Genomic DNA, 18146 nt, shown 5'->3' on the forward strand with positions numbered 1-18146 from the left:
GGCCCGGGCATCTGCCCGGGCCCTTCCGCTATTTCGGTTGTGCCCCCGAAGGGAATCGAACCCCTGACCTTTGGTACCGGAAACCAACGCTCTATCCCCTGAGCTACGAGGGCGGGATACCGGCCGTGGAGACCGGAGGCGGCTCTCGGGCCCACCGCGTGGGTGGCACCTCTCGAACAGCGAGACTGATCGTAGCACCGGTCCCGGAGAGCGGCCGCATCGGGCCCGCCCGGCAGGACCCGGGAGCGGTGACCGTGACGCCGATTCCCCCGACGACGTGCTGACACCTAGGATATGAAGACGTGACTCCCGCTGATCTCGCCGCCGTCATCCGAGCCGCCCTCATCACCGTCCTCACCGATCGCGGGGCCGATATCTCGCTCGTTCCGGAGACGGTGACGGTCGAGCGACCGCGCAATCCGGAACACGGTGACTACGCGACCAACATCGCGCTGCAGCTGGGCAAGAAGGTCGGCGTCGCGCCGCGTGACCTCGCAGGTGATCTCGCGACCGCGCTGGTCGCGGACGCGGGAATCGAATCGGCTGAGATCGCCGGGCCGGGTTTCCTCAATATCCGCCTCGACTCCGGTGCGCAGGGATCCCTGGTGTCCACCGTGCTCGCCAAGGGCGTCGACTACGGGGCGGGGGATGCGCTGTCCGGCCGCCGGGTGAACCTCGAGTTCGTCTCGGCCAACCCGACCGGGCCCATCCACCTCGGCGGAACCCGGTGGGCTGCTGTCGGTGACGCGCTGGGCCGGGTCCTCGAGGCATCCGGTGCCGAGGTCACCCGCGAGTACTACTTCAACGACCACGGCGCCCAGATCGATCGGTTCAGCACGTCGCTCGCCGCGGCGGCCAAGGGGGAGCCCACCCCCGAGGACGGCTACGCCGGTGCCTACATCGAGGACATCGCGGCCCGGATCGTCGCCGAGCACCCGGACGTGCTGGACAAGCCCGAAGCGGAGTCGTTGGAGATCTTCCGTTCCGTGGGGGTCGACATGATGTTCAGCCACATCAAGTCCTCGCTCGCGGACTTCGGCACGGTGTTCGATGTCTACACGCACGAGAACTCGATGTTCACCTCCGGCGCGGTCGATCGCGCCGTCGAGACCCTCAAGGGAAACGGCAACCTCTACGAGTCGGACGGGGCCTGGTGGCTGCGGTCCACCTCGTTCGGGGACGACAAGGACCGGGTGGTCCTGAAGTCCGACGGGAATGCCGCGTACATCGCCGGTGACATCGCGTACTTCCTCGACAAGCGGGAGCGCGGCTTCGACCTCTGCATCTACATGCTGGGGGCGGACCACCACGGCTACATCGCCCGCCTCAAGGCCGCCGCCGCCGCCCTCGGCGACGATCCGGCCACGATCGAGGTCCTCATCGGACAGATGGTCAACCTCGTCCGTGACGGCGCCCCGGTCAAGATGAGCAAGCGTGCCGGCACCGTCATCACCCTGGACGATCTCGTCGACGCCATCGGTGTGGACGCCGCCCGATACGCGCTCATCCGGTCCTCGGTCGACCAGACGATGGACATCGACCTGCAGCTGTGGGCCTCGGCCACGAACGACAACCCGGTGTTCTACGTCCAGTACGCGCACGCGCGCCTGTGCTCGCTGGCCCGTAACGCCGCCGACCTCGGCGTCACCGTCGAGGGTGCCGACATGGCGTTGCTGGTCGAGGACCGCGAGGGCGCGCTCATCCGCACCATCGGCGAGTTTCCGCGCGTGGTGGCCAGTGCCGCGGACCTCCGCGAGCCCCACCGTGTGGCGCGGTACCTCGAGGAGTTGGCAGCCGCCTACCACCGGTTCTACGACACCTGCCGGGTGCTGCCGATGGGGGACGAGGAACCCGGACCGTTGCACGCCGCCCGCCTGGCCCTGAGTGCGGCCACACGACAGACGTTGGCCAACGGCCTGCGCCTGATCGGTGTCAACGCACCGGAGAAGATGTGAGCGCGCACCCCGCGGGCTCGCGGCACGAGTACCCGCACGCACCGGCCATCGGCGAGCGGCCCGGCGACGCCGACGCGCTCATGAACCTCGCCCCGGCGGTCTGGCCCCGGGGCGCCCGGCGTCGCGAGGACGGGGTCGTGGAGTTCGCCGGAGTCGCGGCATCGGAGCTCGCGGCCGAGTACGGCTCACCGCTGTTCGTGATCGATGAGGACGATTTCCGGTCCCGCTGTCGGGAGATGGCCGCGGCGTTCGGGGGAGCGGACCGCGTGCACTACGCCTCCAAGGCGTTCCTGTGCACCGAGGTCGCCCGCTGGGTCGCCGAGGAGGGCCTGAGTCTGGACGTGGCCTCGGGCGGCGAGCTCGCCATCGCACTCCGCGCCGGCTTCCCGGCCGAGCGGATCACGGTCCACGGCAACAACAAATCCGGTGACGAACTCCGCATGTCCGTGCGCAACGGTGTCGGCCATGTCGTGATCGATGCGATGTCAGAGATCGCGCTCCTCGACCGTATCGCGGCCGAGGAGGGGATCGTCCAGGATGTCTTCATCCGCGTGACCGTCGGAGTCGAGGCACACACCCACGAGTTCATCGCGACCGCCCACGAGGATCAGAAGTTCGGCTTCTCCCTCTCCGGCGGCGCCGCGATGGAGGCCGTCCGGGCCGTGTTCGCGGCACAGAACATCCGGTTGACCGGGCTGCACAGCCACATCGGCTCGCAGATCTTCGAGATTGACGGATTCGAACTCGCCGCCCGCCGCGTGATCGGGCTGCTCCGGGACATCGTCGACGAGTTCGGCGCCGAGCGGACCAGGCAGCTCGATCACCTCGATCTCGGAGGCGGCCTGGGGATCAGCTATGTCCCGTCGGACGATCCTCCGCCCGTCGCCCAGCTGGCCGCGTCGCTGACCGAGATCGTCGAGTCGTTCGCCCGGGAGGCAGACCTGACCCCGCCGACGCTGGTCGTCGAGCCGGGACGAGCGATCGCCGGCCCGGGCACGGTCACGCTGTACGAGGTCGGCGTGACCAAGGACGTCCAACTCGCCGGCGGCGAGAGTCGGCGCTACGTCAGCGTCGACGGGGGGATGAGCGACAACATCCGCACCGCCCTGTACGACGCCGAGTACGACGCCCGGCTCGTGGGTCGGAAGTCGACCGCGACACCGGTGGTCTCCCGCCTGGTGGGCAAGCACTGCGAGAGCGGTGACGTGGTGGTTCGCGACCTGTGGATGCCCGAGGACGTCGGGGCCGGCGACCTCGTCGCCGTCGCGGCGACCGGGGCCTATTGCTATTCCATGTCGAGCCGGTACAACCTCATCGGACGCCCCGCGGTGGTGGCGGTTCGCGACGGGCGGGCACGACTCGTGCTGCGCCGTGAGACCCTTGACGATCTGACGAGCCTGGAGGTGGGACAGTGAGCGACGCAACAGCGTCAGGCGTGCGACCCGTAGGAGTGGCGGTGCTCGGGATGGGCACCGTCGGCAGCGAGGTCATCCGCTTCATGACCGAGAACGCGGAGGCACTCGCCGCGCGGATCGGTGCGCCGCTGGAGCTTCGGGGGGTCGCTGTCCGTGACCTGACGAAGGATCGCGGGGTGGACCCCGAGCTGCTCACCGCGGACCCGTCCACGCTCGTGTCGAGGGGCGACGTCGACGTCGTCGTCGAACTCATGGGTGGCATCGACGTCCCACGTCCCCTCCTCCTCGAGGCATTGCGCCACGGCAAGTCCGTCGTCACCGCCAACAAGGCGCTGCTCGCCGAGTACACCGACGAGCTGGCCGAGGTGGTCGACGCCACCGGCACCGACCTGTACTTCGAGGCGGCCGTGGCCGGCGCGATCCCCGTGATCGGCCCGCTCCGCCGTTCGATGGCGGGTGACCAGGTCGAGCGCGTGGTCGGCATCGTCAACGGGACGACGAACTACATCCTGTCCGAGATGGGCTCCACCGGCGCCGACTACTCCGAGACGCTGGCCGAGGCCTCGCGCCTGGGATACGCCGAGGCCGACCCCACCGCGGACGTCGAGGGCTACGACGCGGCCGCCAAGGCGGCCATCCTCGCCTCGATCGCCTTCCACAGCCGGGTGACCGCCGGGGACGTCTACCGCGAGGGGATCTCCCGGATCTCCCCGGACGACTTCGAGTCGGCCCGCGACATGGACTGCACCATCAAGCTGCTCGCCATCTGTGAGAAGCTGCGCCGCGCCGACGGCACCGAGGCGGTCTCCGCTCGCGTCTATCCCGCCCTGCTGCCCAACAGCCACCCGCTCGCCGCGGTGAACGGCGCGTTCAACGCCGTCGTCGTCGAGGCGGAGGCGGCTGGTCGGCTCATGTTCTACGGCCAGGGTGCCGGTGGCGCGCCGACCGCGTCGGCGGTGCTCGGCGACATGGTCGCGGCCGCGCGTAACAAGGTCGGCGCGGGCCGTGCCCCCGGCGAGTCCACGTACGCCGCCCTCCCGGTGGCCTCGATGGACGAGATCCTCACGCGCTACCACGTGCGCATGCGTGTGGCGGACAAGCCCGGTGTGCTCGCGCTCGTGGCCGCGGAGTTCTCGAACCACGGGGTCTCGATCGCCCAGTGCCGCCAGACCGAGGTCCAGGCCGCCGTGGGAGAAGGCGACGACGCGCCGGCCAGCGCCGAACTGACGGTGCTGACTCATCGCGCCTCCGAGCGCGCGCTCGCCGACACGGTGGCCGCGCTCTCCGACCAGGACGCCGTCACGGACATCACCAGCGTCATCCGTCTCGAGGGAGTGGACACCGAATGAGCAACACCCACCAGCCCGTGCACAGCCGCTGGCCCGGCCTGATCGAGGCCTACCGAGACCGCCTCCCTATCGGTGAGAACTGGGAGCCGGTGACTCTCTACGAGGGCGGCACGCCGCTCATCCGGGCGACTCATCTCTCGGCGGTCACCGGGTGTGAGGTCTACCTCAAGGTGGAGGGCCTCAACCCCACCGGGTCGTTCAAGGACCGCGGTATGACGATGGCCGTCACCGACGCGAAGGCCCGCGGCCAGCGCGCCGTGTTGTGCGCGTCCACCGGCAACACCTCGGCCTCGGCAGCCGCGTACGCCACGCGCGCCGGTATGGAGTGCGCGGTTCTCATCCCGCAGGGCAAGATCGCCGCAGGCAAGCTCGCGCAGGCCGTGATGATGGGTGCGACCATCATCCAGGTCGACGGCAACTTCGACGACTGCCTCGAGCTGGCACGCAAGACCACGGCGACCTACGCGGAGATCGGTCTGGTCAACTCGGTCAACCCGGTCCGCATCGAGGGTCAGAAGACCGCCGCGTTCGAGATCGTGGATGTTCTCGGGCGTGCCCCGGACCTCCACTTCCTGCCCGTCGGCAACGCGGGCAACATCACCGCGTACTGGCGTGGCTACTCCGAGTACCACGCGGACGGGATCATCTCGAACCGTCCGCGCATGATGGGTGTTCAGGCCGCCGGCGCAGCCCCGCTCGTCGACGGCGCGCCGGTGAAGAACCCGGAGACCATCGCCACCGCGATCCGCATCGGCGCCCCGGCGTCGTGGGATGGCGCGGTGAACGCCCGCGAAGAGTCCGGCGGCACCTTCCGCAAGCGCACCGACGAGCAGATCCTCGAGGCGTACCGCATGGTTGCGGGCAAGGACGGCGTCTACGTCGAGCCCGCCTCGGCGGCGTCGGTGGCCGGTCTGCTCGACGCCCACGCGGGCGGCGAGCTCGAGGCCGGTCAGACGATCGTGTGCACGGTCACCGGCAACGGGCTCAAGGACCCGGATACGGCACTGCTGGGCATGCCCGAGGTCGAGCCGGTCCCGGTCGACCCCTCGGCGGTCGCCGGCGCCCTCGGTCTGGAATGAGCGACATGAACGGTCCGGGCCCGGAGGTCTTCGGCAGCTCGGGCGGTCGCATCCTGCCGGTCGGCGGGTCCGTCACCGTCGAGGTGCCGGCGTCGAGTGCCAATCTCGGCCCCGGCTTCGACGCGCTCGGTGTGGCCCTGGGGCTCTACGACACGATCACGGTCACCACGATCGAGTCGGGCCTGGAGCTCGAGGTCACCGGCGAGGGGGCCGGGGAGGTTCCCGAGGACGCGTCTCATCTGGTCGCCAAGGCGGTCGAGGCGGGACTGCGGGCCGGGGGCGTGGGGGTGCCGGGCGTGCGGATCTCGTGCCACAACGCCATCCCGCATTCCCGGGGGCTGGGGTCGTCGGCGTCCGCCGCGGTCGGTGGCCTGGTCGCCGCCAACGGCCTCATGGACGGCGCCCTCACGGCCGAGCACCTGGTCCAGTTGTCCAGCGAGTTCGAGGGACATCCGGACAACGCCGCGGCCAGCGTGCTCGGCGGCGTCGTGGTCTCGTGGACCGAGCGTTCGGCCACCGCGGTGACCTATCGTGCGGTTCGCATGGAGGTCGATCCGTCGATCGTCGCGACGGTGCTGGTGCCGTCAGAGACGTCGTCGACCGCCCAGACCCGGGGACTGCTCCCGGCGACGGTGCCGCACGAGGACGCGGCGTTCAACGCCAGCCGCGCCGCGCTGATGTCCGTGGCGCTCGCGTCCCACCCCGAGTTCCTCGTGGCGGCGACCGAGGACCGACTTCACCAGTCGTACCGCGCGCCGGCACTGGTCGCGACCATGGAGTGGGTGACGCGGCTTCGCGAGCGGGGATTCGCCGCGACGGTGTCCGGCGCAGGCCCTACCGTGCTGATTCTCGGCACGTCCGGCCTCCCTTCGGATCTACGCGACCTCGCCGAGGCGCAGGGGTGGCGGGTACTCGATCTGCGGATCGCCGACGGCGCCCGGGTGGTCGCCGCCGAGTGAGAGCGCCGGGTCGGAACGACGAGACGGCCCGGGTGCTTCGGCACCGAGGACAGTGATGGGCGTACGTCCCGCCGGGTGATCCCGGCCGGGCGTCGTCCTCACTGCGTGGACCCGGGCGTGATCCTGGTGATCTCGTAATCGCCGGACGCGTGCCGCGCGCGGATCCGGATCTTGTCGTATTTTCCGACCGTGGTCCTGGGGATGTCGTCGACGAACGCCCACCGATCCGGCCGCTTCCACATCTCGAGCACGCCCTCGAGCCCCTCCCAGAGCGAGCGCGCGCGAGCCGTCACCCCGGGTTTGAGACGCACTAGAACTAGGGGCCGGCTGCCCCAGCGTTCGTCGGGCACACCGATCACCGCGGCGTCCGCCACCCGTTCGTCTCGGAGCACCGCGTGCTCGAGTTCGATGCTGGAGATCAGCTCCCCGCCCGAGGCGATCGTGTCGTCGACCCTGTCCACCACGGCGAGGTACCCCTTGGGCGAGATGCTGGCCATGTCGCCGGTCCGCAGCCACCCGTCGACGAAGCGCTCCGGGGCCGCGTCCCCGAGATAACAGGCGGTCACCCACGGGCCGCGGAGTTGGAGTTCGCCGACGGACCACCCGTCGTTGGGTTGTACCCGGCCGCCGTCGACCACGCGGGCCTGCACTCCCGCGGAGAAGCGGCCCTGCCCGAGAATCTGGGCGCGCCGGTGGGTGGCGGAGGAGTGGGGGTCGGGCCGGGCGAAGGCGGCGATGGGGCTGGTCTCGGTGAGCCCGTAGGCCTGGATCAGGGGGACACCGTGACGCTCGACGAAGGCATCGATCAACGCCTCCGGTACGCCGGATCCGCCCACGACGATCTCGGTCAGGTGGGAGAGCGATTGCGGATGAGTCTCCAGCCTGCCGAGAAGTTGCTGGAGCGCGGCCGGGGTGGTGACGACCTTGTTGGGGCGATGCGTGCCCAGGAGGTTGGCGAGGTCGGCACCCGTGTGCAGCGCCTCGCCGGGTCGCGGGCGAGCGGTGATCAGGCTGGCACCGGACATGAATGCGGCGTACGGCATCCCCCATGACATGACGTGATGCATGGGGACCGTGCTCAGCACGGTGTCGCCGCTGCGGAGCGCGGCGCTCTCGGCCATGCAGATCTGCATGGAGTGGAGCCAGATCGACCGGTGCGTGTACGCGACACCCTTGGAGCTGCCGGTGGTGCCGGAGGTGTACGCGATGGCCGCCGCGGTTCGCTCGTCGAGATCAGGCCACGGGTAGGCCGTGGGTCGCCCGTCGAGGAGGGCTTCGAGTGCGTGTACCTCGAGGTGCGTGCCGGGAAGGTCGGAAGGCACGTGACTGTCCATGACGACGACGTGGCGCAGGCTCGCCACACCCGACACGATCTCGAGGACAGGGGAGAGGATCTCCGGGTCCACGAGGATCACCGACACCCTGTTCTCCCCGAGCGCGGAGATCTTGAAGTCCGCCGAGCGGAGGGTGTTGACCGGCATCGCCACCGCGCCCATCGCGGGGAGCGCGAAGACGGCTTCGACGTACTCCGTACGGCTCTCCGAGAGGATCCCCACCACGTCACCGATCCCGACCCCGAGGGCGGACAGTGCGTGTGCGGTGGCGGCGGCGCGGGCAGCCACCACATCGAACCTGACAGGGTGGGGTTCCAGCCGGCTCCCGAACCCCGTGATGGTGGAGCCGCCGTGGCGTTCCGCCGCGTGCTCGAGGATCCGTGAGACGAGAAGTGGGGTGTCGAGCATCGTTCCGAACACGGGCCACCTCCTGCTGATCGGTTCCTGCCGGACGCGTTATCGGTGTGCTGTACGTTACCGCCCGGCTCCGACTCGAGGGGGTGACGGTCGTGACGCGCGGAGGGGGACATGTACGTGTGTGCCCGCAGGTAGTATGCTTCCTGTCAGCCACGGACGCTCGGTCGTTCCCGCGTCCCGGGATCCTGCACAGTCGCCCGTCTTCGCTCGGGTGTCACAGGGTGGCTCCCGGTAGGCAACGGCCGAATGGCGATATGGCGATCAGGGATCCTCCCGCGTGGGCGGCTCGTCCCCCACGAGGATCCCCCTCAGACGAACACTCCGTATGTGGCTCTGCCGCAAGTGCGGAGAGGCCCACGCGGCCACCCGGGACGCCGACTCCGGATCCCGGACACCTGCTCGATGCGAGGCGGTCCACACCGCCCCGGCTCCGGGCCCAGAAAGGATCCCCGTGACCTCGACGGAAACCACCTCCACACCGCCTCAGGGCGCCTCGCTGTCCGCAATGCGCCTCGCTGACCTCAAGGGACTCGCGCAGCAGATGGGCCTCAAGGGCCTGTCGGGCAAGCGCAAGGGCGAACTCGTCGCCATGATCGAGGGCGCACGTAGGCCCGGCCCGGCCAAGGCTCAGGCCGCGGCCCCCGCCAAGGCGTCGACCGGGACGTCCGGCACAGCCGAATCCTCCGGTGGCGGCGCCGACTCCCGCGGCGGGGACACGACCGAGGCGACCCGGCCCGCCGCGTCGTCGCTGACGTCAGACCCGCAGCAGCAGCGGTCCGCTGAAGGCGACGGGGACCGCCGGTCGGCCGAGGCGTCGACCCACGGCGACTCGGGACAGGACTCCGATCGTTCGCGCAGCGAGGACGGTAACCACGGCGGCCATCGCCAGGGGCGCGACCAGGGCGGACGTCAGCGTCGCGGCGGTCAGGGCCGTGACGACCAGGATCCGGGCCAGCAGAATCGCGATCAGCAGGGCGGTCGCAACCGGGATCAGCAGGGCGGCGACCAGCAGGGCGGCCGCAACCGTGACCAGCAGGGCGGCGACCAGCAGGGTGGCCGCAACCGGGATCAGCAGGGCGGTCGCAACCGGGATCAGCAGGGCGGCGACCATCAGGGCGGCCGCAACCGTGACCAGCAGGGCGGCCGTAACCGGGACAACGACGACCGCGAGCAGCAGGGTTCGAACAGCCAGGGCTCGGGTAACCAGGGCGACGGCAACGGCCCCCGGGGAGACGGCAACAACCGCGACGACGACGGTGGTGGCCGCGGGCGTCGTAGCCGGCGCCGGCGCGAGCGAAACCGCGGCGGGAACCGGCAGAACGACGGCGACACCGAGGTGCGGGAGGACGACGTCCTCCAGCCGGTCGCGGGCATCCTGGACGTGCTGGACAACTACGCGTTCGTCCGCACGTCCGGTTACCTCGCCGGAACGAACGACGTCTACGTCTCCATGAACATGATCCGTCGGCACGGTCTGCGCCGTGGCGATGCGATCACCGGCGCGGTCAAGATGCCGCGCGACGGCCAGAACGACGGCCAGGGTGGAAACCAGGGAGGCGGGCAGGGCGGCGGCAAGAACCGCCAGAAGTTCAATCCGTTGGTCCGGATCGACACCGTCAACGGTGGTCCGATCGATCAGGCCCGCAACCGCGTGGACTTCTCCAAGCTCACGCCGCTGTACCCCAACCAGCGGCTGCGCCTGGAGACCGAGAAGAACATCATCTCCACCCGCGTGATCGACCTGATCATGCCGATCGGTAAGGGGCAGCGCGCACTGATCGTGTCGCCGCCGAAGGCCGGCAAGACCACGATCCTGCAGAACATCGCGAACGCCATCGCGACCAACAACCCGGAATGCCACCTCATGGTGGTGCTCGTCGACGAGCGTCCGGAGGAGGTCACCGACATGCAGCGTTCGGTGAAGGGTGAGGTCATCGCCTCGACCTTCGACCGCCCGCCGTCGGACCACACGCAGGTCGCCGAGTTGGCGATCGAACGCGCCAAGCGTCTGGTCGAGCTGGGGCAGGACGTCGTCGTCCTCCTCGACTCCATCACGCGCCTCGGCCGCGCCTACAACAACTCCTCGCCCGCCTCGGGCCGGATCCTGTCCGGTGGTGTCGACTCCACCGCGCTGTACCCGCCCAAGCGGTTCCTCGGCGCGGCCCGGAACATCGAGAACGGTGGCTCGCTCACGATCATCGCCACCGCGATGGTCGAGACCGGCTCCGCCGGCGACACGGTGATCTTCGAGGAGTTCAAGGGCACCGGTAACGCCGAGCTCAAGCTCGACCGTCGGATCGCCGAGCGGCGCGTCTTCCCGGCCGTCGACGTGGGCCCCTCGGGCACCCGCAAGGAGGAGCTGCTGATGAGCCCGGAGGAAGCGGGCATCATGCACAAGCTCCGCCGCGTCCTGTCGGGGTTGGACACGCACCAGGCCATCGACCTGCTCATGTCGCAGCTGCGTAAGACCAACACGAACTACGAGTTCCTCCTCCAGGTGGCCAAGACCACGCCGACGTTGCCCCAGGACGAGGAGTGAGCGATGGCGCGGGACGTGCGCCGTCATCGATCGACGACGTCCTCTCCGAGTACGGCGGCCTCGAGGCGCAGCTGTCGGATCCGACACTGCACGAGGACGCCGCGGCCGCCCGCCGTGTCGGTAAGCGGTTCGCCGAGCTGACCCCTGTCGTCCAGTGCTACCGGGCGTTGGTCTCGACGCGCGACGACGCCGCCGCGGCCCGGGAGCTGGCCGACGACGACTCCTCGTTCGCCGACGAGGCCGACCGGCTGGACGCAGAGGCCTCGGAACTGGAGATCCGGCTCGCGGATCTGCTGGCGCCGCGCGACCCCCACGACGCCGACGACGTGCTCATGGAGATCAAGTCGGGGGAGGGCGGCGAGGAGTCCGCGCTGTTCGCCGCGGACCTGGCCCGCATGTACACGCGCTACGCGGAGAAGCACGGGTGGACCGTTCAGGTGCTGGGCGTGACCGAGTCCGATCTCGGGGGCTACAAGGATGCCTCGTTCTCCATCCGCGCCAAGCAGCCGTCACGTGACGGCGTGTGGTCGCGGATGAAGTTCGAGGGTGGCGTGCACCGTGTCCAACGTGTTCCGGTGACCGAGTCCCAGGGGCGGGTCCACACGTCGGCCGCCGGCGTGCTGGTGTTCCCCGAGCCGGAGGATGTAGGTCCGGTCGAGATCGACGAGTCGGAACTGCGGATCGACGTCTACCGTTCGTCCGGCAAGGGCGGGCAGGGCGTCAACACGACCGACTCGGCGGTTCGCATCACGCACCTGCCCACCGGCACCGTCGTCACGTGTCAGAACGAACGCAGCCAGTTGCAGAACAAGCAGCGCGCCATGCAGGTGTTGGCCGCGCGGCTCCAGGCTGCTGCCGAGGAGTCCGCCGAGGCCGAGGCCGCCGAAGGGCGCGCGACGCAGGTGCGCACCGTCGACCGCTCCGAGCGCATCCGCACCTACAACTTCCCGGAGAACCGGATCGCCGACCATCGGGTCGGATTCAAGGCGCACAACCTCGATTCGGTCCTCGACGGGGACATGGACGCGGTGCTCGACGCGCTCGCCGACGAAGAGCGTCGACGTCGGATGGACGAGGCCTGACCACCGTGGACCCGCGGCCGGTCCCCGTGGCCGGTGTCGTGCGCGGCGCGGCGGCGGCGCTGGCCGGAGCGGGAATCGACTCCGCCGGGGTGGAGGCCCGCCTCATCTGTGCACACGTACTCGGCGTCGACAGGTCGCGGCTCATGCTCGCTGATGGGCTCGACGAGGCCGCCATCGCAGAAGTCGATCGGATCGTCGCCGCGCGCGCGGGCCGGGGCGTCCCGCTCCAGTATCTGCTCGGCACCGCCCCGTCGGGACGCCTCGAGCTTTCCGTCGGGCCGGGTGTGTTCATCCCGCGCCCGGAAACCGAACTCCTCGTGGAATGGATCCTCGCCCGCCTCCCGGCGCCGACCGGGGGAGTGGGGCCGGTGGTCGTGGATCTGTGCGCGGGTAGCGGCACGATCGCCCTCGAGATCGCCCACGCCCGCCCCGACGCCCGGGTGCACGCGGTGGAGTTGCACGAGGCGGCGCTGGACTGGCTACGCCGCAACGCCGCCGCCCGCGCGGACGCGGGCGACACCCCGATCGAGATCCATCACGGCGACGCCACGGATCCCCACCTGCTGCCACGGCTTCGCGGCCGCGTGGCCGCCGTGGTCTCCAATCCGCCGTACATCCCGCTGACCGACGACCTGCCCGCCGAGGTCCTGGGCCACGAGCCGGCGACGGCGCTGTTCGGGGGGACGGACGGCCTCGTCGTCGTCGTGCCTCTCGTGGACCTCGCGGCGAGCCTGCTCGCCCCGGGCGGCCACCTGGCCGTCGAGCACGACGACACGACCGGCGCCGAGGTCGCGGCGGTCGTCGGGCGCCGGGGCGGCTTCGGTACCGTGGAACAGCACACCGACCTCGCCGGACGGCCGCGGTTCGTCACCGCGACGCGCCACGACGGAGCCGACGACGACGACCCGACAGCCCAGAAGGGGATCACCCGGTGACCATCACCTACGACTGCACCGAGGAGACCGGCCGAGAGGTCGGCCTGAGCTCCGCGTCCGGGGCCCTGCGGGCGGGCCGGCTCGTCGTGACCCCCACGGACACGCTCTACGGTATCGCCGCCGACGCCTTCGACCCGGACGCGGTCAACCTGCTGCTGTCGGCCAAGCGCCGCGGGCCGGACATGCCGGTGCCGGTGTTGGTCGGATCATGGGAGACCATCGACGGGCTCGTGGTGAGCACCCCGGCCGCCGCGCGTGATCTCATCCGTGCGTTCTGGCCCGGAGGGCTGAGCCTCATCGTCCACCAGGCCCCGTCTCTGGGTTGGAACCTCGGGCACACCCAGGGCACCGTCATGCTGCGGATGCCCCTGCACCCCGTGGCGATCGAATTGTTGCGTGAGGTCGGACCGCTGGCGGTGTCCAGCGCCAACGTCTCCGGGCAGCCTCCCGCCACCACCGTCGTCGAGGCACGCGAGCAGCTCGGCGACTCGGTCGCGGTGTACCTCGACGGCGGGCCGTGCTCGATCGGCCGGCCGTCGACCATCGTCGACCTGACCGGACCCGGCCCCAGGATCGTGCGTGAGGGCGCCGTGACCGCCGAGCGCGTCGGCGAGGTCCTCGACATCGACCCGGCGCAGCTGCGCGGCTAGCCGTGGGCGTCGGGATCCCGTTCCGGGAGCTCCTGCTCATCGGGGTCACCGCCGGCCTCGTCACCTTCGTCGTCACCGGCCTGGTGCGGGGGGTGGCGCCCGCGATCGGTGGGCTCGCCTACCCGCGTGAGCGCGATGTGCACCTGGTGCCCACACCGCGGCTCGGTGGCGTGGGGATCTTCACCGGAATGCTGGTCGCGGTCTATCTCGCCGCGCAGCTACCCGCCCTCAACCGCGCGTTCCCGCCGTTCGCGCCGGACGTGGAGGCGACCATCCTCGCCGGCGGGGTGATCGTCCTGCTCGGCATCGTCGACGACATCCTCGGCCTCGGCGCGGTCACCAAACTCGCCGGGCAGGCTGCTGCCGCCGGGGTGCTCGTGGCGATGGGCGTGTCGTGGACGCTGGTGTATCTGCCCTTCGGAGACGGCAACATCCTCGTGCTCGACCAGCTCCAGGCCGGGCTGCTCACGGTCGTGTTCACGCTGGCGATCGTCAACGCGATGAACTTCGTCGACGGCCTCGACGGTCTCGCCGCCGGACTCGGCACGATCGCCGCGCTCGCGATCTGCGTGTTCTCGGTCGGGATCATGCTCGACCAGGGCGGCACCGTCGGCGCGTATCCGCCCGCTCTCGTCACCGCCGTCCTGGCCGGTGCCCTGCTGGGCTTCCTGCCGCACAATTTCCAGCCCGCCCGGATCTTCATGGGGGACTCGGGCTCGATGCTCATCGGGCTCGTGCTGGCCGCCGCGTCCACGAGCGCCTCGGGCAAGATCTCACAGAGCCTGTACGGGCCGCAGGAGATGATCGTGCTGCTCTCTCCGATGATCGTCGTGGCCGCCGCGATGTTCGTGCCGATGCTCGATCTCGTGATGGCGATCATCCGCCGGATCGGAGCGGGGCGTAGCCCGTTCGCGCCCGACAAGATGCACCTGCACCACCGGCTGTTGGCGCTGGGCCACTCGCACCGCCGGGTCGCGCTCGTCATCTACGCCTGGGTCTCCCTGATCGCCTTCGGCGCGGTCGGCGCGACCATGCTCCCGACGGAGGTGATCGTGCCGCTCGTGGCGGCCGGCCTCCTCATGGTGCTCGTCGCCACGCTCGTGCCGCGGCTGCGGAGTGCGCGGGTCGAGGACAACTCGGGTGGTGACGGGGCGTCCCGCTAGGCTGCTCGTCATGAGCGACACTCTTGCGACGCCCGATCAGCCCGGACCCGGCCCCCAGAACGCCGGCCTACGCACCGCCGTCCGACTCGGCGGGCTCGCACTCGTCGTACTCACGGTGATCAGCGTCATCGCGTGGACCCTGGTCGACGGTGTACCGGGCCTGTGGGGCGCGGTGATGGGTGCGGGCATCGGTGGGGCCTTCGTTCTCACCACCGCGGTGGTGGTCATGGCCACCGCGCGGACGGCACCGCAGACCACCGCGGCTATTCTTCTCGGCACCTGGCTGCTCAAGCTCGTCGTCGCCATCGGTGTGGTGGCGGTGATCGAGCGGTTCGATTTCTACTCACGCCCGGCGTTCGCGGTCACCATCATCGCCGCTCTGGTCGTCGTCCTGGCGGCCGAGACGTGGGGCATCCTCAAGACCCGGACGCCCTACATCGAGCCCGCCGACCCGACCGTCACCTGACCGGGTCCCCCTGACATGCGGCTTTCGAGACCGGGATGTTATTCTCTTCGACGGTGAGACGAGCACGTCGCCGGGCCACTTCACGGCCGGCAGACGTTCGCGCGCTGACCCGAATCGGCCGCGAGCACCGGGCCGCTCGTACTGCACGCGCTCGGGCGCCAGCCGCCCTACACGACCAGGGGAGAACACACTGAGTACCACGCTTCTGGCCTTCAAGGGCGAGTTCCACGCCCCTGACATCGACAAAGAGTTCTTCCCTGTCGACCAGTGGTTCACTGGCTTCGCCGCGGACGCCTTCGTCATGGACCGCCTGATGTTCGTCCGTATCCTCATGGCAGTCGTTCTCATGGCGTTCTTCATGTTCGCCATGCGCAATCCGCGGCTCATCCCGAGCGGTGTGCAGAACTTCGCCGAGATCTGCCTGGACTTCGTCCGCGTCCACGTGGCCGAGGAGATCCTGGGCAAGGAGCAGGGACGTCGCTTCCTGCCGGTCATCGCCACCATCTTCTTCGCGGTGCTCGCGATGAACCTTCCGACGGTGCTGCCAGGACTCAACGTCTCGCCGAACGCTCGTATCGGCTTCCCGATGGTTCTGGCGGCTCTGGGCTATATCACCTTCATCTACGCCGGTGCCAAGAAGTACGGGTTCCTCCGTTACATCAAGGCCAGCGTGGTCATCCCCAACGTGCCGCCGGCGCTGCACATCCTGCTGATCCCGATCGAGATCCTCTCGACGTTCATCCTGCGTCCGGTCACGCTGACCATCCGTCTCATGGCCAACATGCTGGCGGGTCACCTCATCATCGTGCTGCTCTTCAGCGCTACGAACTTCTTCTTCTGGCAGCTCAACGGCTGGACCCTCCTGTCCGCCGGTATCTCGGTGCTGTCCGTCGCGTTCACGCTGTTCGAGCTCCTCGTGATCTTCCTTCAGGCGTACATCTTCGCCCTGCTGGTCGCGGTCTACATCGACAGCTCGCTGCACGCTGATAACCACTAGAACCCGGGCCGCGAGGCCTGACACGACCACCTGTCAACCCGACACATCACGTCCGACCGGTTCGGAACACCCCGGACCGGCCATCTGAAAGGGAAACCCCATGGACATCGTCACTCTCGCCCAGGCCGCCGAGCAGACCGTCACCAACCAGGGCTACGGCGCCATCGGCTACGGCCTCGCCGCGATCGGCCCCGGCATCGGCATCGGCATCCTCGTCGGCAAGACCGTCGAGGGCATGGCCCGCCAGCCGGAGATGGCCGGCACCCTCCGCACCACGATGTTCCTCGGCATCGCCTTCACCGAGGCGCTCGCCCTGATCGGTATCGTCGCCGGCTTCCTGTTCTGATCGACGACACACCGACCTCTAGGGACGCACCATGAACAACGTCATCGCCATCTTGGCGGCCGAAGGGGAGACTCTCCCCCTGGAGGAGAGCGTCAACCCGCTCATTCCTCCGCTGTATGACATCGTCTGGTCGCTCATCCCGCTCGCGGTCATCCTCTGGCTCTTCTGGAAGTTCATCCTCCCGAAGTTCCAGCAGGTAATGGACGAGCGTGAGGAGCGCATCGAGGGCGGTCTGCGTCGTGCCGAGCAGACCCAGGCCGAGGCGAAGGAAGAGCTGGCCAAGTACAAGGCCCAGCTCGCGGAGGCGCGCAGCGAAGCGGCCAAGATCCGCGACGACGCGCGTGCGCAGGGCCAGCAGATCCTCTCGGATATGAAGACAGAGGCCGAGGCCGAGCGCGAGCGTATCGTCGCCGCGGGTGAGCAGCAGCTCACTGCCCAGCGCCAGCAGATCATCACCGAGTTGCGCTCTGACCTCGGGCGTCAGTCCGTCGACCTCGCTGAGCGACTCATGGGTGAGCAGCTGTCTGATTCGGTCCGCCGCTCCGGCACCATCGACCGCTTTCTGGCAGACCTCGACCGGGTCCCCGGCGCGGGCAAGAACTAAGGGAAGTGGAGTCCATGCACGCAGCGAGCCGTGAGGCGCTCGACAGCACGCGCGACGCCCTGAAATCCGCTCTGGCCGCCAACCCGGCCGGGGGTGTGACGGGCGCCAAGGTGGGCCAGGAACTCTTCCAGGTCGTCGACGTCCTCGAGGACAACCGGTCCCTGCGGGTCGCGGTGGCCGACACCTCGGCGTCGGTCGAGGCCCGGCAGGACCTCGTTCGCGGGGTCTTCGGGTGGAAGATCGACCAGGCCACGCTCGATCTGCTGCTCGCTGCGGTCTCTCAGGACTGGTCCAACCCGCGCGAGTTGCGGGAAGGCCTGATCACGCTCGGCCGCGAGGCGCTCATGCGCTCCGCTGACGAGCAGGGCCAGCTCCAGACGGTCGAGGACGAGCTGTTCCGGCTCGGCCGCATCGTCGCGGGCGACGCCGAGTTCGAACAGGCACTTGCCGATCGCACCGCCGAGGCCTCCGCCAAGCGAGCCCTGCTCGCGCAGGTGCTGTACGGCAAGGTCACCGCGGTGACCGAGGCCCTGGCGTCCCAGGCCATCGCCCGGCCCACGGGAATGCCGGCGGACGATCTCATGGAGATCTCCGGTCAGGCCGCGGAACTCCGTGGCCGCACCGTTGCCGTGGTCACCAGTGCCGAGGCACTCTCGGAACAGCAGACGACAGACCTCGGTGGTCGGCTCCGGTCGATCTACGGTCGCGAGATCGCGGTCCACAATGAGATCGACCCGACCCTGATGGGTGGAGTGGTCGTCCGGGTGGGTGACGAGATCATCGACGGCAGCGTGGCGGGCCGGCTCGACGCACTCCGGCGAAGCCTCCGCTGACCGGCTCGCCGGTCACACGACGA

At 69.5% G+C, this 18146-nt stretch carries 16 protein-coding genes and 1 tRNA gene; 15 read left to right on the top strand and 2 right to left on the bottom strand.

Annotation, left to right across the window (positions count from 1 at the left end; genetic code table 11):
- Positions 1-40: 40 nt before the first annotated feature.
- A tRNA-Arg gene (locus ACWIFB_RS14485) sits at positions 41-113 on the bottom strand.
- Positions 114-302: 189 nt separating this feature from the next.
- On the opposite strand from ACWIFB_RS14485, the gene argS reads away from it, so the two are divergent.
- Genes argS through thrB form a run of 5 tightly spaced genes read left to right on the top strand, consistent with a single transcriptional unit; the run spans position 303 to position 6757 of the window.
- Positions 303-1955: an arginine--tRNA ligase gene (gene argS, locus ACWIFB_RS14490; protein WP_452099988.1), complete on the top strand. Its 1653-nt coding sequence runs from the start codon at positions 303-305 to the stop codon at positions 1953-1955.
- Positions 1952-3370, top strand: coding sequence for a diaminopimelate decarboxylase (gene lysA, locus ACWIFB_RS14495; RefSeq protein WP_452099987.1), 1419 nt, complete (start codon positions 1952-1954; stop codon positions 3368-3370). Before argS ends, lysA begins: the two co-directional genes overlap by 4 nt.
- Entirely contained in the window at positions 3367-4719 is a 1353-nt protein-coding gene (locus ACWIFB_RS14500) for a homoserine dehydrogenase (protein ID WP_452099986.1), read from the top strand. Before lysA ends, ACWIFB_RS14500 begins: the two co-directional genes overlap by 4 nt.
- The gene (thrC, locus tag ACWIFB_RS14505; RefSeq protein WP_454058635.1) at positions 4716-5798 is read left to right on the top strand and encodes a threonine synthase; all 1083 of its coding nucleotides are present in this window, start codon (positions 4716-4718) and stop codon (positions 5796-5798) included. Before ACWIFB_RS14500 ends, thrC begins: the two co-directional genes overlap by 4 nt.
- Positions 5795-6757 carry a homoserine kinase gene (thrB, locus tag ACWIFB_RS14510; protein ID WP_454058636.1) on the top strand — a complete coding sequence of 321 codons (963 nt, stop codon included), beginning with the start codon at positions 5795-5797 and terminating at the stop codon, positions 6755-6757. Before thrC ends, thrB begins: the two co-directional genes overlap by 4 nt.
- A gap of 98 nt (positions 6758-6855) precedes the next feature.
- Here the strand turns inward: thrB and ACWIFB_RS14515 are convergent, their stop codons facing one another.
- Positions 6856-8511, bottom strand: a complete 1656-nt coding sequence (locus tag ACWIFB_RS14515) for an AMP-binding protein (RefSeq protein ID WP_454058637.1) — start codon at positions 8509-8511, stop codon at positions 6856-6858.
- 502 nt (positions 8512-9013) lie between these two features.
- Here ACWIFB_RS14515 and rho point away from each other — a divergent pair.
- The 10 genes from rho to ACWIFB_RS14565 all read left to right on the top strand — a co-directional run bounded on the left by rho (position 9014) and on the right by ACWIFB_RS14565 (position 18123).
- Positions 9014-11047, top strand: coding sequence for a transcription termination factor Rho (gene rho, locus ACWIFB_RS14520; protein WP_452100021.1), 2034 nt, complete (start codon positions 9014-9016; stop codon positions 11045-11047).
- Positions 11044-12129 (top strand): peptide chain release factor 1, encoded by a 1086-nt coding sequence (gene prfA / locus ACWIFB_RS14525; RefSeq protein WP_454058638.1) that lies wholly within the window; start codon positions 11044-11046, stop codon positions 12127-12129. Before rho ends, prfA begins: the two co-directional genes overlap by 4 nt.
- A gap of 5 nt (positions 12130-12134) precedes the next feature.
- Positions 12135-13064 carry a peptide chain release factor N(5)-glutamine methyltransferase gene (gene prmC, locus ACWIFB_RS14530; RefSeq protein WP_452099981.1) on the top strand — a complete coding sequence of 310 codons (930 nt, stop codon included), beginning with the start codon at positions 12135-12137 and terminating at the stop codon, positions 13062-13064.
- Complete coding sequence (locus tag ACWIFB_RS14535; RefSeq protein ID WP_452099980.1) at positions 13061-13714, top strand: L-threonylcarbamoyladenylate synthase; 654 nt, start codon at positions 13061-13063, stop codon at positions 13712-13714. Before prmC ends, ACWIFB_RS14535 begins: the two co-directional genes overlap by 4 nt.
- Positions 13715-13716: 2 nt before the next feature.
- Positions 13717-14877, top strand: a complete 1161-nt coding sequence (locus tag ACWIFB_RS14540) for a glycosyltransferase family 4 protein (RefSeq protein ID WP_454058639.1) — start codon at positions 13717-13719, stop codon at positions 14875-14877.
- Positions 14878-14887: 10 nt separating this feature from the next.
- Positions 14888-15343 carry a hypothetical protein gene (locus ACWIFB_RS14545; RefSeq protein ID WP_452099979.1) on the top strand — a complete coding sequence of 152 codons (456 nt, stop codon included), beginning with the start codon at positions 14888-14890 and terminating at the stop codon, positions 15341-15343.
- Between the two features lie 205 nt (positions 15344-15548).
- Entirely contained in the window at positions 15549-16340 is a 792-nt protein-coding gene (gene atpB, locus ACWIFB_RS14550; protein WP_344993554.1) for a F0F1 ATP synthase subunit A, read from the top strand.
- A 100-nt stretch (positions 16341-16440) separates the two neighbouring features.
- The gene (locus ACWIFB_RS14555) at positions 16441-16686 is read left to right on the top strand and encodes an ATP synthase F0 subunit C (RefSeq protein WP_182631968.1); all 246 of its coding nucleotides are present in this window, start codon (positions 16441-16443) and stop codon (positions 16684-16686) included.
- Between the two features lie 31 nt (positions 16687-16717).
- A complete protein-coding gene (locus ACWIFB_RS14560; RefSeq protein ID WP_295649488.1) occupies positions 16718-17290 on the top strand; it encodes a F0F1 ATP synthase subunit B in 573 nt (190 codons plus the stop codon).
- A gap of 14 nt (positions 17291-17304) precedes the next feature.
- Entirely contained in the window at positions 17305-18123 is an 819-nt protein-coding gene (locus ACWIFB_RS14565) for a F0F1 ATP synthase subunit delta (protein WP_452099978.1), read from the top strand.
- Positions 18124-18146 lie beyond the last annotated feature (23 nt).

The sequence above is a fragment of the Dietzia sp. NPDC055340 genome (assembly GCF_053645335.1).

Excerpts from the sequence above, each read along its gene's own strand:
- thrC (WP_454058635.1), top strand. The coding sequence starts at position 4,716 with ATGAGCAACACCCACCAGCCCGTGCACAGCCGCTGGCCCGGCCTGATC.
- thrB (WP_454058636.1), top strand. The coding sequence starts at position 5,795 with ATGAGCGACATGAACGGTCCGGGCCCGGAGGTCTTCGGCAGCTCGGGC.
- rho (WP_452100021.1), top strand. The coding sequence starts at position 9,014 with ATGCGCCTCGCTGACCTCAAGGGACTCGCGCAGCAGATGGGCCTCAAG.
- ACWIFB_RS14545 (WP_452099979.1), top strand. The coding sequence starts at position 14,888 with ATGAGCGACACTCTTGCGACGCCCGATCAGCCCGGACCCGGCCCCCAG.
- ACWIFB_RS14555 (WP_182631968.1), top strand. The coding sequence starts at position 16,441 with ATGGACATCGTCACTCTCGCCCAGGCCGCCGAGCAGACCGTCACCAAC.
- ACWIFB_RS14560 (WP_295649488.1), top strand. The coding sequence starts at position 16,718 with ATGAACAACGTCATCGCCATCTTGGCGGCCGAAGGGGAGACTCTCCCC.
- ACWIFB_RS14565 (WP_452099978.1), top strand. The coding sequence starts at position 17,305 with ATGCACGCAGCGAGCCGTGAGGCGCTCGACAGCACGCGCGACGCCCTG.